Annotated in this window: 18 protein-coding genes; 7 read left to right on the forward strand and 11 right to left on the reverse strand. The window is 69.7% G+C overall.

Translation table 11 applies throughout. The annotated features are described in order from the left end of the window. The 8 genes from CLV43_RS09895 to pabB are packed head-to-tail and all read right to left on the reverse strand — an operon-like array spanning window position 1 to window position 10,690. Window positions 1-822: a DUF5602 domain-containing protein gene (locus tag CLV43_RS09895; protein ID WP_146174713.1), complete on the reverse strand. Its 822-nt coding sequence runs from the start codon at window positions 820-822 to the stop codon at window positions 1-3. A gap of 19 nt (window positions 823-841) precedes the next feature. Then, window positions 842-1,576, reverse strand: a complete 735-nt coding sequence (locus CLV43_RS09900; protein WP_106186729.1) for a class I SAM-dependent methyltransferase — start codon at window positions 1,574-1,576, stop codon at window positions 842-844. A 60-nt stretch (window positions 1,577-1,636) separates the two neighbouring features. After that, a complete protein-coding gene (locus tag CLV43_RS09905) occupies window positions 1,637-3,094 on the reverse strand; it encodes an FAD-dependent monooxygenase (protein ID WP_211304294.1) in 1,458 nt (485 codons plus the stop codon). A 5-nt stretch (window positions 3,095-3,099) separates the two neighbouring features. Beyond that, window positions 3,100-4,899, reverse strand: coding sequence for an ABC transporter ATP-binding protein (locus CLV43_RS09910; RefSeq protein WP_106186730.1), 1,800 nt, complete (start codon window positions 4,897-4,899; stop codon window positions 3,100-3,102). Beyond that, a complete protein-coding gene (locus tag CLV43_RS09915) occupies window positions 4,896-6,677 on the reverse strand; it encodes an ABC transporter ATP-binding protein (protein ID WP_106186731.1) in 1,782 nt (593 codons plus the stop codon). Before CLV43_RS09915 ends, CLV43_RS09910 begins: the two co-directional genes overlap by 4 nt. Continuing rightward, window positions 6,674-7,114: a DoxX family protein gene (locus CLV43_RS09920; protein ID WP_106186732.1), complete on the reverse strand. Its 441-nt coding sequence runs from the start codon at window positions 7,112-7,114 to the stop codon at window positions 6,674-6,676. The genes CLV43_RS09915 and CLV43_RS09920 overlap by 4 nt, the downstream gene beginning before the upstream one ends. A 28-nt stretch (window positions 7,115-7,142) precedes the next feature. Then, on the reverse strand, window positions 7,143-8,609 hold the full coding sequence (locus CLV43_RS09925) for a 4-hydroxyphenylacetate 3-hydroxylase family protein (RefSeq protein WP_106186733.1): 1,467 nt from the start codon (window positions 8,607-8,609) through the stop codon (window positions 7,143-7,145). Further along, window positions 8,606-10,690, reverse strand: coding sequence for an aminodeoxychorismate synthase component I (pabB, locus tag CLV43_RS09930; RefSeq protein ID WP_106186734.1), 2,085 nt, complete (start codon window positions 10,688-10,690; stop codon window positions 8,606-8,608). Before pabB ends, CLV43_RS09925 begins: the two co-directional genes overlap by 4 nt. A 190-nt stretch (window positions 10,691-10,880) precedes the next feature. Between pabB and CLV43_RS09935 the strand changes: the two genes are divergently transcribed. The 3 genes from CLV43_RS09935 to CLV43_RS09945 all read left to right on the forward strand — a co-directional run bounded on the left by CLV43_RS09935 (window position 10,881) and on the right by CLV43_RS09945 (window position 15,045). Next, complete coding sequence (locus CLV43_RS09935) at window positions 10,881-11,570, forward strand: GPR1/FUN34/YaaH family transporter (RefSeq protein WP_106186735.1); 690 nt, start codon at window positions 10,881-10,883, stop codon at window positions 11,568-11,570. Between the two features lie 152 nt (window positions 11,571-11,722). Next, window positions 11,723-13,321 (forward strand): FAD-binding oxidoreductase, encoded by a 1,599-nt coding sequence (locus tag CLV43_RS09940; protein ID WP_106186736.1) that lies wholly within the window; start codon window positions 11,723-11,725, stop codon window positions 13,319-13,321. Between the two features lie 230 nt (window positions 13,322-13,551). Further along, a complete protein-coding gene (locus CLV43_RS09945) occupies window positions 13,552-15,045 on the forward strand; it encodes an MFS transporter (RefSeq protein ID WP_106186737.1) in 1,494 nt (497 codons plus the stop codon). A 63-nt stretch (window positions 15,046-15,108) separates the two neighbouring features. On the opposite strand, the gene CLV43_RS09950 is transcribed toward CLV43_RS09945, so the two are convergent. Then, window positions 15,109-15,903, reverse strand: a complete 795-nt coding sequence (locus CLV43_RS09950; RefSeq protein ID WP_106186738.1) for an arylamine N-acetyltransferase family protein — start codon at window positions 15,901-15,903, stop codon at window positions 15,109-15,111. Window positions 15,904-15,992: 89 nt separating this feature from the next. Between CLV43_RS09950 and CLV43_RS09955 the strand changes: the two genes are divergently transcribed. Genes CLV43_RS09955 through CLV43_RS09970 form a run of 4 tightly spaced genes read left to right on the forward strand, consistent with a single transcriptional unit; the run spans window position 15,993 to window position 19,819 of the window. Continuing rightward, on the forward strand, window positions 15,993-16,904 hold the full coding sequence (locus tag CLV43_RS09955) for an SDR family oxidoreductase (protein ID WP_106186739.1): 912 nt from the start codon (window positions 15,993-15,995) through the stop codon (window positions 16,902-16,904). A 43-nt stretch (window positions 16,905-16,947) separates the two neighbouring features. After that, window positions 16,948-17,766, forward strand: a complete 819-nt coding sequence (locus CLV43_RS09960) for an aminotransferase class I/II-fold pyridoxal phosphate-dependent enzyme (RefSeq protein WP_170155775.1) — start codon at window positions 16,948-16,950, stop codon at window positions 17,764-17,766. Continuing rightward, window positions 17,763-19,352, forward strand: a complete 1,590-nt coding sequence (locus CLV43_RS09965) for a methylmalonyl-CoA mutase family protein (protein WP_106186741.1) — start codon at window positions 17,763-17,765, stop codon at window positions 19,350-19,352. The genes CLV43_RS09960 and CLV43_RS09965 overlap by 4 nt, the downstream gene beginning before the upstream one ends. Next, window positions 19,346-19,819 (forward strand): cobalamin B12-binding domain-containing protein, encoded by a 474-nt coding sequence (locus tag CLV43_RS09970; RefSeq protein ID WP_245886240.1) that lies wholly within the window; start codon window positions 19,346-19,348, stop codon window positions 19,817-19,819. The genes CLV43_RS09965 and CLV43_RS09970 overlap by 7 nt, the downstream gene beginning before the upstream one ends. Here the strand turns inward: CLV43_RS09970 and CLV43_RS09975 are convergent. Beyond that, a complete protein-coding gene (locus CLV43_RS09975) occupies window positions 19,737-22,907 on the reverse strand; it encodes an NACHT domain-containing protein (protein WP_106186743.1) in 3,171 nt (1,056 codons plus the stop codon). The genes CLV43_RS09970 and CLV43_RS09975 overlap by 83 nt on opposite strands. A 124-nt stretch (window positions 22,908-23,031) precedes the next feature. Further along, window positions 23,032-25,296: an ATP-binding cassette domain-containing protein gene (locus tag CLV43_RS09980; protein ID WP_106186744.1), complete on the reverse strand. Its 2,265-nt coding sequence runs from the start codon at window positions 25,294-25,296 to the stop codon at window positions 23,032-23,034.

Below are 25,296 nucleotides of genomic sequence, written 5' to 3' on the forward strand. Positions count from 1 at the left end.
TCAGGACGCCTGCCGCGGGATCATCTTGCCGATGGCGACGACGTACTCGTTGGTGGGCTGGTCGTAGCGGATCGTGTAGTCCGTCGGGTAGTAGCCGGTGGACTGCACCGCGGACGGCTGCTTGACGGGGGCGTTGATGTTGGGCTTGGTCAGCAGGAACTTCCGGGTGGCCAGCGGCTCCAGGAAGATCTGCTTGCCGTCCCACGACCCGTGCACGAAGACCTCGGCGAACTCCGACTTGCCGGGACCGAACTCGCGCTTGCTGTCCAGCCAGTGCAGGCCCATGGCGGGCACGGTCTTCTCCACCGGGTCACCGGGCTCGGCGATGTAGTCGGTGGCCACGTACTTGGGGTCGAGCAGGTGCCGCGCCTGGTCGGGGTGGCCCTTGGGGTCGATGGACGTCATCGCCTCGTTGCCGTCGATCGTGTAGAAGTGGAACGCGATCTGCGGCTCGCCGAAGATCTCGGCGGGCTTGCGGCCCTTGGGGTACCAGCTGACCATCGCGTTCTTGACGACGGTCTTGCCCGCCTCCTCGGGGAACGTGACCATCCAGTGCGTGGGCGTGTCGCCCTGCGGCAGGCCGTCCAGGGACACGGCGCTGAACCGCACGCCGACCTCGGTGGGGTTGCCGGACTTGTCGGTGGTGACGTAGGGCTTCATCATCCCGAGCCCGAGCGCCACGGTGTCGCCGAGGACCGTCTGGTCCCCGTTCTCCGCGGTGCTGGCACGGCTCGGCGCGCATCCGGCGATCGCCGCCGCGGCGGTGCCGACCGCGAGGATCATCGCCAGGCCGCGGCGGGCTCGTGTGGTTGACGTGGTCATCGACGCTTTCCCTTCCAGGTCAGTTGGTGCCGTAGACGGAGATGTGCCGGAGGTCGCCCGGCGTGTAGTCGGACTTCTCCCAGTCGGAGTAGCGCTCCTGCAGCCGCAGGCCCGCCTCGCCCGCCATCTCGTCGAGCTCGGTCGCGGTGTAGTAGCGGAACTTCACCGGGTACAGCTGGATGCCGTGCGGGGTGAGCAGCACGTTCTGGATGCTGAGCAGCTGCGCCTCCGGCTCGCGGATCGCGGCGCTGAGCACGACGTGCGTGACGTCGAGCAGCGACGTCGTGACGTACTGGTCGTGGCTGAAGCGGGTGTCGTCGACCTCCATCGACTCGATCACCAGCCTGCCGCCGGGGGCGAGCTGCTTGCGCGCTGACTGGAGGAACTGCCGCTGCGCGTCGGCGTAGAGCAGCGAGCCGAACGTGCCCTGGGCGAGGTACACCAGGGAGAACTGCCTGCCGAAGTCGACGTCGTTCATGTCGCCGACCTCGACGGTGACCTTGTCCGCGCCCGGCTTGGTCCTGAGCTGCTCGACCATCTCCTTGCTGATGTCGACGCCGTAGACGTCGACGCCGGACTCCGCCAGGGGGATGCCGACCCGACCGGTGCCGATCCCCGGTTCGAGCACCGGACCGTCGCCGACGTAACCGCGCAGGAAGTCGACGATGCCGGCGACCTCCTTCGGATCGTCGTTGACGATGTCGAACACCGCAGCGATCGCGTTGCCGTACGACTCCGCGGAATAGTTCTGCATGCTGCGTCCCCTAACGTTTTCGGTTGCTCTGCGTACCCACGAGTCTTCGCGCGGGGACTCTCAGACCTCTCTCGACGCGTACCGCTGCGCGGACTCGCCGCACCAGCGCCGCAGCGCCGCCTCCAGGGCTGGTCCCGCCTCGTCGCCCGCCCACGCGACGTAGCCGTCGGGGCGCACCAGCACGACACGGGGGCAGCGCCTGGCCAGGGGCTCGGTCAGCTCCACCTCGGCCACGCGGTCGGCCCACTCCCCCGCCCCGGCGCCGATCAGCACGAACCGACCGTCCCGGAAGGACTCGAACAGCCGTCCTCGGGTCGTCGGCCGGTCCGGCACCCGCCTGCCCTGCCACGGGCCGCCCTCGCCCTTGGGGTAGCGCAGGGTCAGGCCCGCCAGGTGCTCCAGGTTCATCCGCTGCAACGCCTTGACGCGCACCAGCTTCATGACCGCCCACCGGATGAGCCGGGCGCCGACGCCGTCGGAGGTCTCGAACCGGAACGACAGGTCGGTCTTGCGCAGCGTCTCCGCCGCGATCGGGTACCGCTCGGCCTCGTAGCTGTCGAGCAGTCCCGGCGGTGCCCAGCCCTCGATCTCGGCGCGCAGCTTCCAGCCGAGGTTGAACGCGTCCTGGATGCCCGTCTGCAGGCCTTGGCCGCCCGACGGGATGTGCGTGTGCGCGGCGTCGCCCGCGAGCAGCACCCGGCCGACGCGGTAGCGCTTGGCGTGCCGCTGCGAGCTGCGGAACCGGGACAGCCACACGGGGTCGTGCGGGTCGACGTCCACCCCCAGGATGGCCGTGCAGCTCTCCCGCAGGTCCTCCAGCGGCAGCGGGAGGTCGGCGGGCAGCTTCATCTTCTCGTGGTCGAACACGATGACCCGGTAGGTGTCGTCCTGGAACCGGAACACCGCGACCATGCCGCGCTTGGTGATCCGCGCGTAGTCCGGTGGCGACGGCGGGTTGCGCAGCTTGCAGTCGCCCATGATGACGGAGTCGTCGTAGTTCCAGCCGTCGAAGTCGACACCGATCGCCGCCCGGATCGTGCTGTTCACGCCGTCGCAGCCGACGAGGTAGTCGGCGCGTTCGGACGTGGTCGTGCCGTCCGGGCCGCAGACGTCGACCTCCACGCCGGTGTCGTCCTGCCGCAGCGCCAGCACCTCGACGCCGGTGCGGATCACCGCGCCCGCCCGCTGCGCGGCGTCCTGGAGCACGCTCTCGGTGCGGTGCTGCGGGATGATGAGGCTGTAGGGGAAGCCGGTGTCCAGCAGGCCGTAGTCCAGGTAGCCGGACTCGTCGCCGACCGGCGGGTGCTGACACGGCCGCCCGTGCTCCAGCAGCCCTTCCACCCGCCCGCGCATGTCCAGCAGCTCCATGGTCCGCGGCTCCATGGTGAACGCGCGGGACAGCTCCGCGCGCGTGCCGCGCCTCTCCAGGACGTGGCAGTCGATCCTGGCCTCGGCCAGTTCCGCGGCCAGTGCGAGGCCGGTGGGCCCCGCGCCGACGACGATCACCCGTGGCGACAACGTGATCACTCCTTAGGCAGTGGGGTCTGGGCGGGAGTCCGGTAGTGCATCCGCATGTCCGCGGACGACTCCAGCAGGTCGGCGAGCGGGCCCGCCGCGATCACGCGGCCGTCCTTGAGCAGCAGCACCTGGTCCGCCCGCTCCAGCACGGCGGGCCGGTGCGAGACCGCGAGGCACGTGGTCGACGTCGCGAAGATGCGCCGCCACAGCTCCTGCTCGGTCTCGACGTCGAGCGCGCTGGACAGGTCGTCCATCACCAGCAGCGACGGCTCCCGCGCGAACATCCGCGCGGCCGCCGTGCGCTGGACCTGGCCGCCGGACAGGCGCACCCCGCGCACACCGATCTCCGTCTCCAGCCCGGTGTCGAAGCGCTCCAGGTCCGGACCGAGCACGGCGGTGTGCACGGCGCGTTCCACCCGGCCGTCGTCGGGCAGACCGAGCAGGACGTTCTCCCTGATCGAGCCGGAGAGCAGCGTCGGGTTCTGCGGTGTGTAGGCCACCCGCGGCGGCACCATGAAGTCGCCGGGGTCCTCGACGCGCTCGCCGTTCCAGCGGATCTCGCCGTGCCCCGCGGCGTACAGGCCCAGCACACCGCGCAGCAGCGTCGTCTTCCCGGACCCGACCTCGCCGGTCACCACGGTCACCGTGCCCGGTCTGATCGTGAGCGACACGTCCCGCACCCCGCGGTCGGTGCCGGGGAACACGTGCGTCAGCGACCGGATCTCCAGCTCCCGCAGCGGTTCCACCGCCGGGACGGGGTCGGCGGGTGGCGGTTCGGCCTTGAGGTGCAGCGGGTGGTGGTCGACCAGCGTCATCGGCGGCGCGCCCTGGAGCAGCTCGGCCGCGCGCACGAACGACACCCCGGACTGCTGGTAGGTGCGGACCAGGTAGCCCATGAAGTACGTGTACTCGGCCACCTGCATGAGGTAGGTCGCGAACAGCACGAAGTCGCCGGTGGTGAACTCGCCGGACCTCATCTGCCCCGCGGCCACCAGCAGGACGAGTCCGGCGCCGAGGCTCGCGGTGCTGTTGAACACCGAGTCGATCGCCAGGCTCTGCACCTTGTCGCGGATCATCGCCGTCTTGCGCACCGCGTTGTCGGCGCGCAGCCGGTCGACGACCTCGTTCTTCTTGTCCGCGGCCTTGATCGCCCGGACCGCCACGACGATCTCGCCGATCGTCCCGGTGACCTTCGCCGTCGCCTCGCGGCTCTGCTCGCGGACCCGGTAGGCGCGTGCCCGTGCGAACTGCGCCAGCGCCAGGACGACCGCGAGCGGCACCATGACGATGATCGTGATCTTCACGTCGACGGTGAGCAGGATCGCCAGCCCGCCGACGGCGAAGATGATGCCCGCCAGCATGTCGAAGCCCCAGCCGCCCATCAGCGCGATGGCGTCGCTGTCGTCGCGGACCGTCGAGATGCTCTCGCCCACGGTCTTCGGCATCGCCTGCGCGCCCGGCAGCCTGAACACCCGGTCCAGCAGGTTGCGCTGCACGAGCCCGCGCGCCCGCAGGTACCACCCGGCCCACGCCACCGTGGCCCCGATGATCGCCGTGCACCGCGCGAGCCCGCCCGCCACGATGATCGCGACCACCGTCCACACGGTGACGCCCACCGCGGCGCGGCCCTCCAGCACGTCGAACAGCAGCTTGCCCAGCACACCGGGCAGCAGCGGCCACAGGTGGAACACCACCCACCCGGACGCCGCCAGCAGGTAGCGCCACGGGCTGTAGGTGATCAGCCGCCACAGGAACGCCAGCGTCGGCGGCACGGCCGCCTTCTCCGCGGTGGTCTGCTTGCTCATCGCAGCACCTGCCCGATCCGGTGGAGCTCGGCCAGCCGGGACCCCGGGTCGCCGAGCAGGTCCGAGGTGGCGCCGCTCTCGACCACCGCGCCGCCGTCGAGCACGAGGACCCGGTCGGCGCGCAGGATGGTGTCGAGGCGGTGCGCGATGACGATCGCGGTGCGCCCGGCGAGCATCCGGTCCAGCGCGCGCTCGACCATCGCCTCGGTGACGAGGTCGAGCTTGCTGGACGGCTCGTCGAGGATGATCAGGCCGGGGTCCTTGAGGAACACCCTGGCCAGCGCGAGCAGCTGGCCCTGGCCCGCCGACAGCGTGCTCGGCGAGATCCGCGAGGACAGCCCGTCGGGCAGGGTGGCCAGCCACGGCCGCAGCTCCAGCTCGTCCAGGATGGCCATCAGCCGGTCGTCGTGCACGGTGTCGTCGAAGAACGTCAGGTTGTCGCGCAGGGAGGCGTCGAAGACCTGCACGTCCTGCGTGACGAGACCGACCTGGGCCCGCAGCGAGGCCAGCGTGGCCTCCCGCGTGTCGACGCCGCCCAGCAGCACCCGACCCTCGCCGGGGTCGTACATGCGGGACAGCAGGTGCGCGATGGTGCTCTTGCCCGCGCCGGTGCGGCCGACCAGCCCGAGCGTCTCGCCTGCGGGGACGTGGAACGAGAGCTCGTGCATGATCTTCTTGGGTTCCGGGGTCTCCTCGGAGGTGTACTCGAAGCCGACCCGCTCGAACCGCACCGACAAGGCGCCGTGCGGCAACGGCTCCGTGCCGTCGAGCACGGTGGACCGGTGGCCGAACAGCTCGGCGATGCGGCGGATCGCGGCGCCCGCCTGCTGGAGGTTCTGCACCTGGAGCCGGAGCACCTCGATGGGCGTGGTCAGCATGGTGGCGTAGGCGACGACGAGGTACACGCCGGAGAACGAGATGGTGCCGTTGCGGTAGAACAGCCCGCCGTAGCCGAAGGCGAACGCCATGCAGGCGGTGAACACCAGCGACAGCACGACCCAGATCGCGCTGCCCCACCCCTCGGCGCGGACCTTGACCGGCAGCCACGCCCGCAGGTGCCGGTGGAACCGGGCCATCGCGTGGCCGGTGGCCGCGGACGAGCGCAGGTCCTCGGTCGCGCGCACGGACTCGCTGACGTAGCCGAAGAACCGGGCGCTCTGCTCGCGGTCGTCCTCCCACTTCACCGTGGCGATCGCGGCGACCTTGGCCAGCCCGTACAGCCCGACCAGGGTCACCGCGGCGAACGTCAGCCCGATGCGCCAGTCCAGGAACGTCAGCGCGGTCAGGATGCCGACCACCAGCAGGACGCTGCCGACCAGGTGCACGATGAGGCTGGAGAAGAACTCGGCCACCTGGTTCACGTCGCCGTCGATGCGCTCGATGAGCTCGCCGGGCGAGCGCGACTCGTGGAAGCTCAGGTCGAGGTCGAGCACGTGCGCGGCGAGGTCCTCGCGGGCGGCGTTGGTCGCCGTCCACGAGACCCGCTCGCTGGCGTAGGCCGCGATGACCCTACCGACCTGCCGGAACGCGGCCACGCCCAGGAACAGCAGCGCGATCGCGACCAGCGCGCCCTCCGGGCGGCCGAGCTGGACGGACTCGATGAAGTGGGCGACGATCCGCGGCTCGGCGATCTCCAGCAGGATGGAGGCCACCAGCAGCACGACCATGACCACGACGCTCCCGCGCTGCGGTCCGAGGTAGGCGCGCAGCAGCGTCCGGTGGGTGACGGGACCTGCCCCCGGCCGCCACGCGCGGCGGCCGGGTACCGGACCGGTCACGACCGCTTGGGGCGCTTGAGCACGGCGTCCAGTGCGAGCGAGCCGGGGCCGAACACGGCGATCAGCAGGAAGATCCAGCTGAACATCGCGGCCAGCTCACCGCCGTTGGCCAGCGGCCACAGGCCGCCCATCGGGACGTGCACGGTGAAGTAGGCGTAGGCCATCGCGCCGGAGGCGAGCACGGCGGCCGGTCTGGTGAACAGGCCCAGCAGCACGAGTATCCCGGTGCCGAACGGGATCGCCGACCCCCAGAAGTCCGGCCAGGTCGGGAACGAGACCATGCCGCCCTGGCCGTCGACACCGCCGAAGGCGCCGAACAGGCCCATGCAGCCGTGCAGGACGAACAGGAACGACATGACGATCCGGAACCCGGCGAGCATCCGGGACTGGGCGGTGGAGGTGGTGCCGGCGACTGGCCGGACTTCGGTGGCGGTCATCTCGGTGTCCTCTCGGGTGGTGGCGGTGTCACAGCTCGTCGAGGCCGTATCCGTCGAGGCACCGGCGCGCCAGCGCCGCGTACGCGTCGGGGTCGCCCTCGCGGACGATCGTGGGGAGGTAGACGTGCGGCGACCCGTGGTAGAAGCGCTCGTACTGGTCGTGCCGTCCGGCGAACTCGCTGCCGAGCGCGTCCCACGCGAGCTTGAGCAGCTTGATCCGCGCCTCGGAGTCGTGGCCCGGCGAGCGGACGTACTTCGCCAGCAGCCCCGCGACCTCGGGGTTGCGCAGGTCGCGGAAGGAGGACGGGAGCTGGATCAGCCCGCCGCCCGCGAGCAGCTTGATCTCGGCCAGCACCTTCGGGTACAGGTCGGGGCCGACGGCCAGCTGCGCGCACGACATCTCGCGGTTGGGCATCACCGCGCCACCGCCGCCGGGCACCGGCTCCGCGCCGTCCTCGATGGCGACCGCGATGGCCTTCGCGGTGTTGAGCCACGTCATGAGCTTGCCGATCTGCATCCGCACCGGGGGCAGGTCGTAGGTGTTGTTGGCCTTCGCCACCAGGATCGCCACGCCGGTGAGGAACTCGAGCTTCGTCCACAGCCGGATGGCGCCGTGGTGCACGAAGCTGACGAAGGCGGGGGTCTTCCAGAACTGGTGGTGGCACTTGTCGGGCTCGCGGTAGGCGAAGACCCGTTCCCACGGCACGAAGACGTTGTCGAACACCACCAGGGCGTCGTTCTCGTCGAACCGGCTGGACAGCGGGTAGTCGAACACGCTCGTCGCGCGCGCCTCGTAGGACGTGCGGCTGACGAACTTCACGCCGGGGGTGGCGACCTGGACGGAGAAGCTGAGCGCGTAGTCGGCCTCGGCGGGCGACATCCGCTGGGTGACGCCCACCAGGATCTCGTCGGCGAACGCGGCCGCGGTGCCGATCATCTTGGCGCCGCGCACCACGATCCCGTCACCGCGTTCGGCCACCACCCGCAGGCACAGGTCGTCCTCCTCCTGCTCCGACGGCGGCTTGGTGCGGTCGATCTGGGGGTTGACCAGGGTGTGCGCCTGGTAGAGGTCGTTCTCGGCCATCCGCCGCCAGTGCGCGACGACGTTGGCCGACCCGTCGAACTCGCCGCCCGCGAAGACGTCCGGCACGGTGGCGAACCCGGCGACGGCGGAGGCCATGTAGTCGGGCGAGCGGCCGAAGAAGCCGAACGTCGCCTCGGACCACACCTTGAACGCCCTGCCCTTGGCCCGCAGCTCCTCCTTGGAGGTCGGGATCTGGTGCGCCCGCAGCATCTTCTCGGTCGACCCCGGCAGCGGCGCGGTGAGCACGTCCTCGTACCGCTCGTCGTGGGTGAGGTCGTAGAGGCCCGCGATCGAGCCGAGCGACCGCCGGAACGCGGGGTGCGTGGTCACGTCGTCGACCTGCTCGCCGTCCAGCCAGATCACCCGGCCGTCCCGCAGGGATTCGAGGTACTCCTTGCCGGTGCGCGTCATCGCGGTGTCTCCATGAGGTGTGGTTGGGGGGCCACCCGGCCGAGGTCCACACCGAGTCCGCGCATCGGGGCGCGCGCCTTCAGCAGCATCTCGTCGAACTCGTCGGCCGGGTCGGAGTCGAGCACGATGGCGCCACCGGCGCCGATGAGCAGGCTCTTCCCCTCGGCGACGGCCGTGCGGATGACGATGTTCAGGTCGGCGGTCCCGTTGCGGCCCAGGAAGCCGATGGAGCCGGAGAAGATGCCGCGCGGGGTGCTCTCCAGCTGGTCGAGGATCTCCATCGTGCGCAGCTTCGGCGCCCCGGTCATCGAGCCGCCGGGGAAGCACGCCCGCACGCAGGCGATCGTGTCGACGTCCTCGCGCAGCGTGCCGCGCACGGTGGACACCAGCTGGTGCACCGTCGCGTAGCTCTCCACCGCCATGTACCTCGGCACGTGCACCGAGCCGATCTCGCACACCCGGCCGAGGTCGTTGCGCAGCAGGTCGACGATCATCAGGTTCTCGGCGCGGACCTTGGGGTCCTCGGTGAGGCTCGCGCGCAGCCGTTCGTCGGACACCGGGTCGGTGCCGCGGGCGGCGGTCCCCTTGATGGGCTTGGACTCCACGGTCCGGTCGCCGGTGACCCGCAGGAACCGCTCGGGCGAGGAGCACAGCACGGAGATGCCGCCCAGGCGCAGGAAGGCGGCCTGCGGTGCGGGGTTCGTGCGGCGCTGCACCAGGTACAGCGCCAACGGGTCCATGTCCAGCGGCAGCGTCGTGCGGGTGGTCAGGCAGATCTCGTAGCTCTCGCCGGCGTGCAGCTGCCGTTGGCACGCCTCGACGTTGTCCAGGTACTCCTGGCGGTGCCGCAGCAGACCGGGACCGGGGTCGTAGCCGAGGCCCAGCGGTGTCCGGGGCTCCGGCAGCGGGGCCAGGTCGGCGAGCCTGCGCTCGGCGTCGTCGAGCCACTCGGCGGCCGACGGGTCGTCGCCGGTGCGGCTCAAGGCGATCAGGTGGGTGCGGTGCAGCTCGTGGTCCACGACGACGAGTCGGGTGGTGGACATCCACACGGCGTCCGGGGTGGCCGCCCGGTGCCGGTTCGGCGAGCCCAGCTCGCCCTTGAGCTCGTAGCCGAAGTAGCCGACGTACCCGGAGGCGAGGTCGAACGGCAGGTCCGGCACGCCGTCCACGGGCTCCGCGAGCCGGGCGCGCAGCGCGTCGAACACCGACTCGCCGCCGTCGTCCACCCGGTAGGTCAGCACCTCGCCGTGCGGTCCCTCCGGCGCGCCGAGGAAGGAGAACCGCGACAGGCCGGGCTCGATCCTGCTGCTGTCCAACCAGAACGCGTGGTCCAGGTCGGCGAACAGCTCGGTGAACGCCGCCGCCGTGTCGACCTGGCGGCCGATCTCGCGGTGCCGCAGGCGCCAGGGCGCGGGTTCCGGCGCGACAGGCGCGACCGGGACGGTTCGGGGGGTCGGCAGGACGAGGGGCGCGCCGAGCGCCTTCCCCTGCTCCGCCAACGTCTTCGCGGCGACCCGGCCGAAGTTCTCGATCAGCGCGGCGCCGTGCTCGGAGGCGATGGACTCGGGGTGGAACTGCACGCCCCACATCGGCCGGTCGCGGTGCCGCAGCCCCATCAGGACGCCGTCCTCGGCCCACGCCGTGGGCTCCAGCGACGGGGGCAGGTCCCGCGCGGGCACGCACAGGGAGTGGTAGCGCACCGCCACGAAGTCCTGCGGCAGCCCGTCGAACAGCCCCGCGCCGTTGTGCCGCACCCGCGTGAGGTGCCCGTGCCGCGGCTGGGGGGCACCGACCACGTCGGCACCGGCGAGCAGCGCGATGGCCTGGTGGCCGAGGCACACGCCCAGCAGCGGGACGTTCGTGTGCCGCAGCAGCTCCCGCACCGCGCCGAGGTCGCGCTCGCGGCCGGGGTGGCCGGGGCCGGGCGACACGACGACCGCGTCGAAGTCGTCGACCGCGAGCGTGGCCCACCGCTCGTCGTCGTTGGTCACCACCACCGGAGGCGTGCCGTAAACCCCGGCCATCAACTGGAAGAGGTTGTAGGTGTACGAATCGTGGTTGTCGATGAGCAGCGTGCGCATACAACCCCCATTTCAGCCTGGTTATCGGCGTGCCACCTCGGGCAGTAAATTGGAGGTGCGCACACGGGAACAAGACCGCAAGACCGACGTGAGAGCCGCGCAAGACCCTTTCGAATGCGCGAGATTACTGAAGTGATATCGGACGGCGCTAGCTTTCGGTTCGCCAGATGTCGAGCAACCGGAGAGTCCCATGACCACAACGGCAATCCCGTCCCAGACCACGAACGGGCACGCGGTCGACACCGCGCCCGCTCCCGCCCCGACCGAGGTGCCGACCTCCCTCAGCGCGAGCCCCGCGCTGCTGGGCTTCCCGGCCTTCGCGATCGCGGCGCTGTCGCTCGCGCTGTTCCTCACCGGCTTCAACCAGACCACGATCCCCAGCACGCTCGCCGCGCCGCTGCCGATCATGATCATCGCGAGCGGCCTGCTGTTCGCCTCCGCAGCGTGGGCGATCCGCCGCAACGAAGGTGTCATGGCCTCGATGTTCGGCCTGTTCGGCACCTTCTGGCTGAGCTTCTCCGTGCTGGTCCTCGGCCTGCTGAACAACTGGTTCGGCAAGCTCCCCGAGCCCGCCCAGCGGGGTGCGCAGGCCAACTTCCTGCTGCTGTGGTTCGTCACGATGGTCGTCATGACCTTCGCGACGCTGCGCCTGCAGAAGGTCTACACGCTGCTGTTCGTGCTCATCGACTTCTCGCTGATCACGCTGTTCGCCGCGGTCAGCATCGCCCGTCCGGGCGCGGGCGGCGACCCGTTCATCCTGCACCCCGGTGTCGTGGCGCTCTTCGTCATGCCGGTCGTCGGCATGTACCTCTTCGCGAGCGCCGTGAACTCCGCTCTGGGCGGCAAGCCCTTCCCCATGGGAAAGCCGTTCAAGCGCTGACCCATCGGGAAGCGAACAGGTCTGAGAAAAAGCTGAACCGGTGGTCTCGCTTGATCTCGGCGGCGGAGTGGAATGAATTCCGCCGCCGGGGTCGAGGGGATCGCATTTCGGCGCACATCGATCCACGGCACCACGTGATCCAGAGGTGAGAAATGAACGGACTGACCCGTCGAGGATTCCTGGCAGGTACGGCGATCGGCGGTGCGAGCCTGGTGACGGGTACGTCGGTCGCGGCCGCGAGCGCCGACGCGGCAGGCAACTGCGGCCCCTTCGGCCCCGTCACCATCCCGGCCGGTGACCCGCGGTACAAGAGCATCCAGCAGGCGCACAACACCCGCTACACCGGCACGCCCGACTACGCCAAGGTCGTCGGCACGCCCAAGCAGGTCGTGGACGCCGTCGGCGAGGCCGTGGCGAACAACAAGCGGCTCGCGGTCCGCTCCGGCGGGCACTGCATGGAGAACTTCACCGCCACGCCGGACATCAAGGCGCTCATCGACCTGTCCCAGCTGGACGAGGTCTACTACGACGAGGCCAAGCGCGCCTTCGCCGTGGAGCCGGGCGCCAGCATCGGCAAGGTCGCCGAGTCCCTGTTCAAGGGCTGGGGCCTGATGATCCCCGGCACGGGCTGCGCTGAGGTCGGCGTCGGCGGGCACATCCCCGGCGGCGGCTACGGCTTCTTCTCCCGCAGGCACGGCATCACCGTCGACCACCTGCACGCCGTCGAGGTCGTCACGGTCGACGCCAACGGCACCCCCAGGCTCGTCACCGCCACCCGCGAGGCCAACGACCCGAACCGCGACCTGTGGTGGGCGCACACCGGCGGCGGTGGCGGCAACTTCGGCGTGGCGACCCGCTACTGGTTCCGCACCCCCGGCGTCACCTCCAACGACCCGAGCAAGCTGCTGCCCAAGACCGGCAACCAGCGCGCCCGCATGGTCATGTGGTCCTGGGAGTCGATGTCCGAGCAGGCGTTCGTCAAGCTGATCCGCAACTACTGCACCTGGTTCGAGCAGAACAGCGCGCCGGGCTCCCCCAACACCAAGGTGTGGGGCACCCTCTTCGCCAACCACGCCTCGGCGGGCACGATCGGCCTCCTCGCGGGCGTCGAGGACACGGTACCGGGCGGCGAGGCCCTGTTGAACGCGCACTTCGACGCGGTCATGGCGGGCGTCGGCGTCCCCCCGATGTCGGACTTCGGCGAGGTCACCTCCTGGCTCGACCCGCGCAACTGGGTCAGCGACCCGGCGGGCCGCCAGAAGAACAAGACGGCCGACCTGCGCAAGGGCTACACCGACCAGCAGATCTCCACGATCTACCGGTACCTCACCGACACGAACTACTCCAACCCCAACGCCCTGGTCAACATCACCGGCTTCGGCGGCCAGATCAACAGCGTCCCCTCCGACGCGACCGCCGCCGTCCACCGCGACTCGATCCTGCGCGTCTACTTCACGGCGGGCGGCTGGACCGGCGAGTGGGAGGACGAGGCCAACATGACCTGGGTCCGCAACCTCTACCGCGACGTCTACGCGAGCACCGGCGGCGTCCCCGTCCCCAACGCGATCAACGGCGGGGCGTTCATCAACTACGCCGACAGCGACCTGCTCGACCCGGCGTGGAACACCTCCGGCGTCCCGTGGCACGCCCTGTACTACCGGGACAACTACCCGCGGCTGCAGCGCATCAAGAAGCGCTACGACCCGCGCAACGTGTTCAAGCACGGCATGTCCATCGTCCCGGCGCCCTAGCCCGGTGACCGCCGCACCCGGTCCGGCGAAGCCGGATGCCTGGTCGGCGAAGCCGATGCCGGCGTAGCCAGTCCCCACCCTGCACCCCGATCCGAAGCCATCTCTGGGCGCACCACAGCTTGTCAAGACAGCAGTATCGTCTTGACAAGCTGTGGTGCGGCTAGAACACTCGGCGAGCGGGGTGGAGGCGTCCTGAACCCAGCCACGAGGAGTCCCCAGAAGGAGCCGCCATGTCCGCGAAACCGTTGGCCGAGGGCCAACCCGCCAGGATCAGGGGTCGCACGGCGGTCGCCCTAGCCGTCGTGGTGAGCTTCTGGGGACTCATCCTGGTGGACGAGATGGTCGTCAACATCTCCCTCGCCCAGATCGCCGAAGCCCTCCAGCTCAGCCAGACCGAGCTCGGCTGGGTCGTCAACGCCTACCTCCTCCCGTTCGGCGGTCTGCTGCTGCTCGGCGGCCGGATCGGCGACATCCTCGGCAAGCGCCGGGTGTTCATCGCGGGCATGGCGCTCTACACGGTCGGCTGCCTGTCCCGCGCCGTCGCCCCCGACGCCTGGCCGCTGATCGCCGCTCGGGCCGTCCAGGGCACCGGTGCGGCGCTGGCGACGCCGTGCGTGCTCGCCCTGATCCTCAACACCTTCTCCGAGGGACCGCTGCGGCGCAGGGCGATCGGCGTGTACACGATCGCGGGCGGCACGGGCGCGGCCATCGGCCTGCTCGTCGCCGGAGCCCTCGGGGCCACCGGGTCGTGGCAGCTGCAGATGCTGCTGGCGGGCGTCATCGGCCTGGCGCTGCTGGTCGTCACCCCCGCGGTGGTCGCGGAGACCCCGCGCCAGTCCGGGCGCTTCGACGTGCCCGGCGCGCTCCTGTCGACCGTCGGCCTGGTCTCGCTGGTCTACGCACTGGCCAACTCGACCGGTGACGGCTGGCGCACCGCGCCGGTGATCGCCTGCTACGCCACCGGGGTCGTCGCGTTCGCGCTGTTCGTCCTCGTCACCAAGCGCACCAGGGAGCCGCTGCTGGACCTCGGCCTGTTCACCGACCGCACGAGGGTCGGCGCCTACCTGGTCCTGCTGCTCATGCCCGGCACCCAGATCGGCATCTTCTTCTTCCTCAGCCAGTACCTGCAGATGTTCCTCGGCTACACCGCCATGGCGGTCGCGCTGGCGTTCCTGCTGGTGTCGGTCGGCATGGTCGGCGCGGCCGGGCTCGCGGCGCGGCTGGAGCCGAGGCTGGGCGCCAGGACGGTGGTCGTGCTCGGCGCGCTGATGCTGCTGGGCTCGAACGCGTGGCTGATGAGGATGCAGGCGGGCGACAGCTTCTGGACCGCCGTGCTGCCACCCCTGCTCTTCGTGGGGGCGGGGTTGGCGTTCACGATCATCCCGGCGACCATCCGCGCGACCACCGGCGTCGACGACGAGGGTTCCGGGTCGGCGTCCAGCGTCGTCAACGCGGTGCAGAACATCGGGTCGTCGCTCTCGCTGGCGATCATCGTGGCGGTCGCCGCCACGGCGGGTGCCGCGGCCGCGGCGAACCCGCCGTCCGACCTGCCGGCGGAGGCGCTGGACGGGTTCGTGTTCGGCGAGTCCATGACGGCGGGCTTCGCGACCGGCGGCGTGTTCGCCGTCGCCGCGATCCTGGCCGCGCTGCTCATCCGGTCCCGGCGCTCGACGGACACCCACGTCGCCGCGCCGCGGCAGGAAGAGGTGCGCACGAACGTGTGAACCTCCGGGCGCGGAAAAGGCCCCTGGCAGCGGGAGCACCGCCGCCAGGGGCCTTTCCGGTGGTCAGATCACCTCGGCCATGTCCGGTCCGCGCCGGAACGCCGACGGCGGGCGGTCGAGCTCGATGCCGAACGTGCCGCGGTAGACGTCGAGCAGCTCCCGCTCGTCCAGCAGGCGCTCAGTCGTGCCGTCCCGGTCGGTGGTGATCAGCCGGTTCCCGTGCAGCGTCACCCGACCGGTGGGTGTCTTGAGCGAGCACAGGTCCATGGTGTTCCAGAACGACTCCGGCGAGGCGTGGTGCCAGTCCCAGGACGGCTGGAAGTCGCACCACCGCCGCGGGTGCGCCTCCACCCGGTACTTCGGCGCGCCGTCGAACAGCACGTCCACGTCGCCGTAGGGGGCCTCGACCACCCGGAACTCCCCCGCCGGGTCGGCCTGCACCTCGTCGGTGTCCATCCGCAGCGGGAACACGTAGCCCTGGCCGAACCCGACGTCGAGCATCCACGGGCTGTCCAGGTCGACCCGCAGCACGAGGTGGTCGAGGGCGAACATGGGCTCGCCGTCCGGCTTGAACGGCGCGGCGGCGAGCAGGGTCACCCGGTACCCCAGCGCGCGGAGCAGGGCGCCGAACGCCCCGTTCAGCTCGTAGCAGCCACCGCCGCGGCGCAGCCGGACGACCTTGTCGACGTAGACGTCCTCGTCGAGCTCGACGGGTGTCCCCATCCGGGTGTAGATGTTCTCGAACGGCACCGCGTAGAGGTGCCGTTCGTGCAGTTCGCGCAGGGTCTCGAGGTCCGCCGCGCGGGGCATCGGCGCACCGATGCGTTCCAGGTAGTCGCGCACCATCCGCTGGTCCATGCACCCGATGGTGCCAACGCCTGGAGCCGCGACCCGCCCGCGAAGACCGGCTCAAGCGCGACTTGAGAGGTCCCCGATACGGTCGGGCGATGAACCGACCTTTGGCAGGCAAAGTCGCACTGGTGGCGGGCGGAACCCGCGGCGCGGGCCGCGGCATCGCCGTCCAGCTGGGCGCGGCCGGGGCGACCGTCTACGTCACCGGCCGGACCACCCGTTCCGAGAAGTCGGAGATGAACCGGCCGGAGACCATCGAGGAGACCGCCGAGCAGGTCACCGCGGCGGGCGGCGAGGGCATCCCGGTGCAGGTCGACCACCTCGTGCCCGAGCAGGTGCGCGAGCTCGTCGACCGGATCGGGTCCGAGCAGGGCGCGCTGCACGTGCTGGTGAACGACATCTGGGGCACCACCGCCATGGAGTGGCAGAAGGCGGTGTGGGAGTCCGACCTGGACAACGGCCTGCACACGCTGCGGCTCGCGGTCGACACGCACGCGATCACCAGCCACTTCGCGCTCCCGCTGCTGATCAAGTCGCCGGGCGGGCTGGTCGTGGAGGTCACCGACGGGACCGACGAGTACAACGCGGTCAACTACCGCAACTCCTTCTTCTACGACCTGGCCAAGGGCGCCGTGAGCCGGATGGCGTTCGCGCTGGCGCACGAGGTCGCCCCGCACGGCGCCACGGCGGTGCTGCTCACGCCGGGGTGGCTGCGCTCGGAGTTCATGCTCGGCGAGTTCGGCGTGACCGAGGAGAACTGGCGCGACGCCACGAAGTTCCAGCCGCACTTCGCGATCTCGGAGAGCCCGGCCTACGTGGGCCGCGCGGTGGCCGCGCTGGCCGCCGACCCGGACGTGTCGCGGTGGAACGGGAAGTCGCTGTCCAGCGGGCAGCTGGCGCAGGTCTACGGGTTCACCGACCTCGACGGCAGCCAGCCGGACGCGTGGCGGTACATGGTCGAGGTGCAGGACCCCGGCAAGCCCGCGGACACCACCGGCTACCGCTGAGCACGGAGACCGGGCTGAGAGGCCCCCGCGCTACTTTCGGCTGGTGAGGAGCCTAGTCGAGAGCATCGCAGCCCATCACTTCGTCGACGGGGACCGGGTCGTCGTGGCAGCAGGCACCGACGAGCTCGTCCTGCGGCTGGCCAGGACCCGCGGCCCGGTCCTGGTCGGCGGCCACACGTCCCACACCCGCTGCCTCGCCGCCGCGGGGATCCCCGCCGACGAGCTGCCCCTGCTCGACTACCGGATCCCCGCGGCGGAGCTGTGCCTGCGGTTCGAACGCGGGGTCGGGCTGGCGTTCGTGAGCAACCCCCACGACCGCACCGGGACGGTGCTCGGCGCGGAGTCCGTGCGCCGGATCTGCGCCGCCGCCCGGTACAACGACGCGCTCGTCGTGTTCGACGAGACCTGCGCGGAGTACGCGCTGGGCCCCGACTTCACCTCCGCCCGCTGGTGGGCGGCCCACGGCCACAACGTGTGCGTGCTGCGGTCGTTCCCCGAGGTCCCGGTCGGCTACCTGATCGGCGACCCGGCGGTGGCCGGGCGGATCAGGGGCGGGACCGCTGACACCCCCGCGCGGACCGCCGCGTTCGACGCCCTGGCGAACCCCGCCTTCCTCGCTCGGGCCAGGGCGGACAACCGCGCCGCCCGCGCGCTGCTGTGCCGCGGCCTGACCGAGCTGGGCATCGAGTTCCTCCCGTCCGCGGCGGACTTCGTGCTGGCCCGGCTGCCCGGACCGGTGCCGGGACTGCGCGACCTGGCCGACGTCGGGCTCGCCGACCACGTCCGGATCCCGGTGGGCCGGGCGGACGACGTGGCCCACCTCCTGGACAGCCTGCGAGAACGGACCGGTGCCACGACATGACGCAGGAGATGACCACGGCCAGCGGCGTGCCCCTCCCGCCGGTCGCCGGACCCGACCACGTGGCCCCGGACCTGGCCGCGCGGCTGGGCGAGCCGGGCGGTTTCCCGTTCACCAGGGGGATCCGGCCCACGATGTACCGCGAGCGGCCGTGGACGATCCGGCAGCTCGCCGGGTTCGGCACCGCGCAGGACACCAACGTCCGCTACCGGATGCTGCTCGACGGCGGATCGACCGGCATCAACGGCGTCTTCGACTACCCGAGCCTGCGGGCGTTCGACTCCGACGAGCCGCGCGCCGGCACCGACGTCGGCCGCGGCGGGGTCGCCGTCGACGTGCGCGACGACTTCGACGCCCTGTTCAAGGCCATCCCGCTGGACGAGGTCAGCGTGTCGCTGGTGTCGTCGCAGCCGATCGGCGCCGTGGCCCACCTGGCGATGTTCGTGCGGTCCGCCGAGCGCCAGGGGTTCGACCGGCGGCGGCTGGCGGGCACGAGCCAGAACGACTTCCTGATGGAGACCGCCATCACCATCGCCCCGGAGGCGCTGCCGCCCGCCGGGTCGTTCCGGCTGGCGTGCGACCTCGCGGACTTCGCGCTGCGCGAGCTGCCGCGGTGGAACCCGGTCAGCGTCAGCGGGTACAACTACCGCGAGGCCGGTGCCGACGCGACGCTGGAGATGGCGCTGTGCCTCGCGCACGGCCAGGCCGTCGCCCGCGAGCTCGTGCGGCGCGGCCACCGGCCCGAGGCCGCGCTGTCCCGGATCTCGTTCTTCCTCTGCGCGCACAACGACTTCTTCGAGGAGGTCGCGAAGTACCGGGCGCTGCGCCGGATGTGGGCCCGCTGGGTCCGCGACGAGCTCGGCGTCACCGACCCGCGCGCCCAGCTGTTCCGCTACCACGTGCAGACCTCGGGCGTGACCAACGCCGCCCGGCACGCGCACGTGAACATCGCCCGCAGCGCGCTGCAGGGCCTCGCGGCGGTGTGCGGTGGCACGCAGTCGTTGCACCTCAACGGGTACGACGAGGCCGTGTGCATCCCGAGCGAGCACGCCGCCATGACCGCGCTGCGCACCCAGTACGTGCTGCTGCACGAGACCGGCGTGGCCAAGGTCGCGGACCCGTTGGGGGGCAGCCACCTCGTCGAGTACCTCACCGACTCGCTGGAGGAGCGCGCGGCCTCGGTGGTGCGGGTGGTCGACGGGCTCGGCGGGATCGTGGCCGCGACCGAGCAGGGCTGGGTGCACTCCGAGCTGGCGGGCACCGCGTACGCCGACCAGATGGCCATCGAGACCGGCGAGTCGCTCGTGGTCGGCGTGAACACCCACCTGGAGGGCGACGACGAGGAGATGGCGCTGTTCGAGCTCCCCGGCGGCACCCTGGAACGGCAGACCGCCCAGCTGGAGGCCGTGCGGTCCAGGCGGTCGTCGGCCGCGGCCGCCGCGGCCCTGGACGCCGTCGCGTCGGCGTGCCGCTCCGACGCGAACACCATGCCCTCGGTGCTCGCCGCCGTCGACGCCGACGTCACGCTCGGCGAGCTCGGCCGCGTGTTCCGCGACGAGCTCGGACGATGGGAGTTCCCGCTGTGGTAGCAGCACTTCAGGGCCGCAAGGCGATCGTCGCCAAGCTCGGCATGGACGCCCACTGGCGCGGCGCCATCGTCGTCGCCAACGCCCTGCGCGACGCGGGCATGGACGTCGTCTACCTCGGCCACACCCTCGCCGCCGACCTCGTCGCCGCCGTGGAGCAGGAGGACCCGGTGCTCGTGGGGCTGTCCACGTTGTCCGGCAACCACCTGGCCGAGTGCGACCAGGTCATGACCGCCTTCCGCGCCGCCGGGCTCGACGACGTGGTCGTCGTCGCGGGCGGCACGATCCCGCCGCGCGACCAGGTGGAGCTGGTGGCGCTGGGGGTGGACCAGGTGTTCGGCGTCGGGAGCCCGCTGGCCCACATCGTGGAGCAGGTCTCGGCCCTGGTCACCGCCCGGCAGCACCTTCGGGTCCCGGCGGAGGCTCCAGAGCCTCACTCAGCACGATCGGTTGTACTGGACTATCTCTAGTCGCGATTTCCACAGGTATCACACTGCCCCGGCCACTACTATGAATTTGATCTTCGTTCAGCACCGTAATGACATACCCAAGTTCACCCACCGGCCCATTATCAGCAACCTTAGGCGCCGGACAATCTTCAAGCAAGTCAGGATACTTCTCCAGAAGTTTCGGGTGCATGACCACTAGTTCGCGAAGTACCTGCAACCCAAAACGCGCTTTCGGAACACTCCCCAACCCCCATCCAATTATGAGGTCAATTGCCTCGTAAGGTAAACGCGATCCCCGATCTTTCAGTACTCTACCAATAATCTCTACCGCCCTGTTCCAGGTTTGAGATTCTTCGACTTCATCAGGAAGTACGAGGTTTACCATACGTCCAGGGATCGATGAGTCAAGTGCACCACTAATTAGAAGATCAACATTCTCCTTTGGGCCATCAAATCGAGCCCAAGTAAGAATAGAGTCGTTCACGGCGAAGCCATATCTAAGTCGACGCACCAAATCAATGTCACCAGTCAACCGAGCATGACTAACATCCGCTACAACCGCCTCATGGATATCCTCAAGTCCTAACAAGATCAAGTCGACGTGTCGGCCGAGCGAGCTCACCAGATCCTGCCAGCTCGCACCATCGAGTCCTGCCCTCCACAACTCGACCATCGAACGCCACTGAACTTGGTTGTCGTCGCTGGACCAGAGTTGATCGAGGGGCATCCCATCAGGCGCGAACACGAGTCGCAACAGAACCAGGTTGGCCGAGTAAGCAGCCAATTCACGCACATGGTCGGTAGGCAATGGGCGGTAGTCAGCGAACCTGTCCGATCGATTACGCTTCCGGTGTTGTGGTAGCAACTCCCGAAGCATCCGAATGATGGAGTCCTGTTGCGCCTGCGGAAGCGCTCCTACCAACTCCTGCAAAAAGGTGAGGACTGTTCGCCGGTTGCTCAGAGGCTGGTGCGACATGGCAGCGAACATGAGGTCGTCATGGTTTCGGTCGCGGCGCCTACCACCGGACGGCAACTGCTGGATGACCACGCCGAGCAGGTGCCTCGCGACGAGATACTCGCCGAACGTGGCGTGCAGGAACTCGTAGCTCTTCTCACTCAACCGCTGCACGTGTTCGTTGGTCTCAGCCAAGTGGACGAAAAAAAACTGACCAATAGTCCACTTCGAGGCAGTGGCTTCGCGGCTGTCCCCCTCGGCGAACGCCCTCGCATCCTGCTCGAGCTCAACCTCGGTGATGTCGTGACGCCCCCGGTTGAACATACCCAGTGCCACGATGCCCAGCCGCCACATCTGGTCCTCGACCGCTTCCTCGAAGTCCTCCTCGCTGCGGTTTCCGAATGGGCGGGTGACCTCACGGCGGGCGAAGGACTCCAGCAGATGCCCGTAAAGAGCGGCCTTCGACAAGTCGGCGTCCAGGCTCACCGAGTTCGGATCCGCCGAATGGAGGGCCAGCATGAACAACAAGAGCGGCTGCTCGACCAGGTCAGGGTGGGTCATCGCGGTCTCGACGTCCAGTGGTCGGAAAGTACCCGCTCGAGCACCTGCCCGGTTGACCTCGTTCCAGATGTCGAGCCACGCTGCAACCTCGGTCTCGTCGAACTCCTCCAACCGCACCACCGGTGAGCGCTCGGGAATGGTGACCCGGTCCGCCACGACCGTGCGCGAGGTGACGATCACGACAACGGGCCGGTCCATCCCCGCTTCTCGACGCTGGAAGTCGACGACCTCCTGGAGGTAACCCATGCGCCGGTTCGAGGACGCTTGGAGCAGTTCATCAAGGCCGTCGAGCAGGACTACCCGGACCGTGCTCTTGCTCTGCTCGACCAGCGTCGGCCAAGTCACCCGACCGTGGGTGGTCGCGCTCAGCGCTTGTTCGACCTGGTCGTAGACCGGGGCATCGACATCCACACGGCGCAAGGGCACTCGGACAACCGTGTACTCGGAGACCGGTAAGCGCGCGGCGAGGACCTTCATCAGCATCGATTTACCCGCACCAGGATGGCCGAGCAGGAGAAGTGGCCACTCTGCGCCGTCGGCTGATGTGAGGTGCGTGGCGAGAAGCATATCCAGGTCGTCGCGGACCGAACGGTCACGCCACCACTTCTCGTCCCACGGTTTCACCTCGGGCATCTCCCCACCTGAAATCCGGTAACGGGGGTTTACGTAGATCTGGCCAACGGTCGGGAACTCGGCACCATCACGATGGCCAGGCCGGGAATCGGGCACGATCGAGAGGTTGAGCACGGAAGTGTTGGCTTGGTGGATGGTCACGCGACTGTCCGGTAAGACTGACTGGACAGCTGGTGGATCCAGGGACAGCAGGCGTTCGATCCGGATCAGGGCAGCGCCGTGATGGTCGAGTGCGGCGGCGAGAGCGTGGCGGGTGTCGCACACTTCGGCACGGGTCGCCGCATGTTCTCCGAACGAAGCCCACATCAGGAACTCCGGCACGTCGGACGCCATCCGAAGGTAATGCTCGCGGTACTTGACGGTGGCGGTCTTCACAACCTCTTCGAAGTCCACACCACCGTGCCACGCTGCAAGCAACTCCAAGTACGAGACCACTCTGTCCGCAAGTTCGACCAGCCATCCCTGGACAACGACGACGTTCTCCTCGAACCCCCGAGTCGCCGACGGGGCAGGAACGTCGACGGCGTAGAGCTTGTCCACCAGCTTCTCGCCCTGCCCTCGATCCCAGCCGGACGCCATCCCGACCTGCTCATCAGTCGTGAGCGCCAGAGCGTCGAAAACAGCATTGCCCAACCGTTCCCGTAGCGACTCGAAGAACGATGTCACCACGAGCACTGTGTGCGCGGCCGCGACCAGCTTCCGACGCTCGTAACCCGCGGTCTTGAGGCGACGTTGGGAGACAGCCCGGAGGGTGTCCTGGATCAGCGTGAATGCCTGGTTCTTCTGGTCGACAGCGCCCCACACCGCTGCGGCCACTCCGGCCGGACCGAAGAGGGCGACAGCGGGAGCTGCGAGAATGACCCCGCCCAGCGCGCGGTCGACCGCCTTGAGCCACGAAGGGTCGTCACTGCCGAGGATCCGCAACGCGCCGCGGTAAGTCAGAGGGTGGTCCTTGGGCATGGGTGCTCCGCGCTTCTTCGCGTTGTCCGTGGATCACCGGAAGATATCATCGGCGCCGTTCCCGCTGGACTGAGCGGGTTTTCCGCAATATTGCGTCAACCCACTTCCGGCCGATTGGACCGGCTCAGCCCTCCAGGTACTTCTTCAGGTGCTGCGCCGTGTGCGTGTCGGCGTTCGCGACCAGGTCCGCGGGTGTGCCCGTGAACACGATCCGGCCGCCGTCGTGGCCCGCGCCGGGGCCGACGTCGACGAGCCAGTCGGCGTGGGCCATGACGGCCTGGTGGTGTTCGACCACGACGACGGTGCTGCCGCCGTCGACGAGGCGGTCGAGCAGGGCCAGGAGCTGGTCGACGTCGGCGAGGTGCAGGCCCGCGGTCGGTTCGTCCAGGACGTAGGTGGCGGCGCCCTCGGCCATGTGGATGGCGAGCTTGACGCGTTGGCGTTCGCCGCCGGACAGGGTGTTCAGCGGTTGGCCGAGGCGGAGGTAGCCGAGGCCGACGTCGGCGAGGCGGTCGAGGACGGCGCGGACCCTGCCGGAGGGGAAGAAGTCCTGGGCCTGCGCGACAGGCATGGCGAGGACCTGGCTGATGTCCTTGCCGCGCAACGTGTACGCCAGCACCTCGGGCGTGTACCGCTTGCCGTCGCAGTACTCGCACACCGACGACACCCCGGCCATCATGGCGAGGTCGGTGTAGATGAGCCCGAGGCCCTTGCAGTTCGGGCACGCGCCCTCGGAGTTGGCGCTGAACAGCGCGGCCTTCACCTTGTTGGCCTTGGCGAACGCCGTGCGGATCGGGTCGAGCATGCCGGTGTAGGTCGCCGGGTTGCTGCGCCGCGAGCCGCGGATCGCGGACTGGTCGACCACGACCACGTCGTCGCGACGCCCCAACGAGCCGTGCACCAACGAGGTCTTGCCCGCGCCGGACACACCGGTGACGACGGTCAGCACGCCCAGCGGGATGTCCACCGACACGTCGCGGAGGTTGTGCAGCGACGCGCCGGTGATCGGCAGCCACCCGGACGGCTCGCGGGGGTCCTCGCGCAGCGGCACGCGGTGGTCCAGGTACCGCCCGGTCACCGTGTCCGACGCCCGCAGTCCGGCCACGTCGCCGGTGTAGCCGACGTGGCCACCGGCCGCCCCGGCGCCGGGACCGAGGTCCACGACGTGGTCGGCGATCTCGACGACCTCGGGCTTGTGCTCGACCACCAGCACCGTGTTCCCGTTGTCCCGCAACCGGAGCAGCAGCCCGTTCATCCGCTGCACGTCGTGCGGGTGCAGCCCCACGGTCGGCTCGTCGAACACGTAGGTCACGTCGCTGAGGCTGGAACCCAGGTGCCGCACGGTCTTCACGCGCTGCGCCTCGCCACCGGACAGCGTGGACGACTCACGGTCCAGGCTCAGGTAGCCCAGCCCGATCTCGACCAGCGAGTCCAGCGTGGTCGACAGCGCGGCCAGCACCGGTCCGACCGACGGGGTGTCGAGGTCGCGGACGAACGCGGCCAGGTCGTCGACCTGCATGGCCGCGCACTCGGCGATGTTGCGCCCGGCGATCCTCGACGACAGCGCGGCCGGGTTCAGCCGGGTGCCGTCGCAGCCGCGGCAGTGGGCGAACGTGGCGATCTTGTCGACGTACGCGCGCAGGTCGGGCCGCAGCGCGTCGCGGTCCTTGGTCAGGAAGTGGCGGCGCATCTTCACCAGCAGGCCCTCGTAGGTGGCCTTGCTGTCGCCCTTCTTGAGCTTGGTCGCCGGTCGTTCGAGCAGGTCGTCCCACTCCTGCTCGGTGAACTCCGCCAGCTTCTTGTCCGGGTCGAAGTACCCCGATCCGGTGATGATCTGCCAGTACCACGAGCCGACACCGGTGTGCGGGGCCGAGATCGCGCCCTCGTTGAGGGACTTCCCCCGGTCGAGGACCTTGTCCACGTCGATGTCGGAGACGTACCCGTGCCCGTCGCAGACCGGGCAGGCGCCCTCGGGGGTGTTGAAGCTGAACGCGCTGGACGTGCCGATGTGCGGGTCGCCGAGCCTGCTGAACACCACCCGCAGCATGGTCTGCGCGTCGGTGGCCGTGCCGACGGTCGAGCGGGAGTTCGCGCCCATCCGCTCCTGGTCCACCACCATCGCCACGCTCAGGTTCCGCAGCGAGTCGACGTCCGGCCTGCTCATCGACGGCAGGTGGCCCTGGACGTAGGCGGTGTAGGTCTCGTTGAGCAGCCTGCGCGACTCGGCCGCGATCGTGCCGAACACCAGCGAAGACTTGCCCGACCCGGACACGCCGGTGAACACCGTGAGCCTGCGCTTCGGGATGTCCAGCGAGACGTCCGCCAGGTTGTTGTGCCGCGCCCCGCGGACCTCGATCATGTCGTGGCCGTCCGGCCCGGACCTACCCAT

Source organism: Umezawaea tangerina (assembly GCF_003002815.1).
GTDB classification, from domain to species: Bacteria; Actinomycetota; Actinomycetes; order Mycobacteriales; family Pseudonocardiaceae; genus Umezawaea; species Umezawaea tangerina.

Coding starts and splice junctions, on each gene's coding strand:
- CLV43_RS09895 (WP_146174713.1), bottom strand. CDS start 822: ATGACCACGTCAACCACACGAGCCCGCCGCGGCCTGGCGATGATCCTC.
- CLV43_RS09900 (WP_106186729.1), bottom strand. CDS start 1,576: ATGCAGAACTATTCCGCGGAGTCGTACGGCAACGCGATCGCTGCGGTG.
- CLV43_RS09910 (WP_106186730.1), bottom strand. CDS start 4,899: ATGAGCAAGCAGACCACCGCGGAGAAGGCGGCCGTGCCGCCGACGCTG.
- CLV43_RS09920 (WP_106186732.1), bottom strand. CDS start 7,114: ATGACCGCCACCGAAGTCCGGCCAGTCGCCGGCACCACCTCCACCGCC.
- CLV43_RS09925 (WP_106186733.1), bottom strand. CDS start 8,609: ATGACGCGCACCGGCAAGGAGTACCTCGAATCCCTGCGGGACGGCCGG.
- pabB (WP_106186734.1), bottom strand. CDS start 10,690: ATGCGCACGCTGCTCATCGACAACCACGATTCGTACACCTACAACCTC.
- CLV43_RS09935 (WP_106186735.1), top strand. CDS start 10,881: ATGACCACAACGGCAATCCCGTCCCAGACCACGAACGGGCACGCGGTC.
- CLV43_RS09940 (WP_106186736.1), top strand. CDS start 11,723: ATGAACGGACTGACCCGTCGAGGATTCCTGGCAGGTACGGCGATCGGC.
- CLV43_RS09945 (WP_106186737.1), top strand. CDS start 13,552: ATGTCCGCGAAACCGTTGGCCGAGGGCCAACCCGCCAGGATCAGGGGT.
- CLV43_RS09950 (WP_106186738.1), bottom strand. CDS start 15,903: ATGGACCAGCGGATGGTGCGCGACTACCTGGAACGCATCGGTGCGCCG.
- CLV43_RS09955 (WP_106186739.1), top strand. CDS start 15,993: ATGAACCGACCTTTGGCAGGCAAAGTCGCACTGGTGGCGGGCGGAACC.
- CLV43_RS09965 (WP_106186741.1), top strand. CDS start 17,763: ATGACGCAGGAGATGACCACGGCCAGCGGCGTGCCCCTCCCGCCGGTC.
- CLV43_RS09975 (WP_106186743.1), bottom strand. CDS start 22,907: ATGCCCAAGGACCACCCTCTGACTTACCGCGGCGCGTTGCGGATCCTC.
- CLV43_RS09980 (WP_106186744.1), bottom strand. CDS start 25,296: ATGGGTAGGTCCGGGCCGGACGGCCACGACATGATCGAGGTCCGCGGG.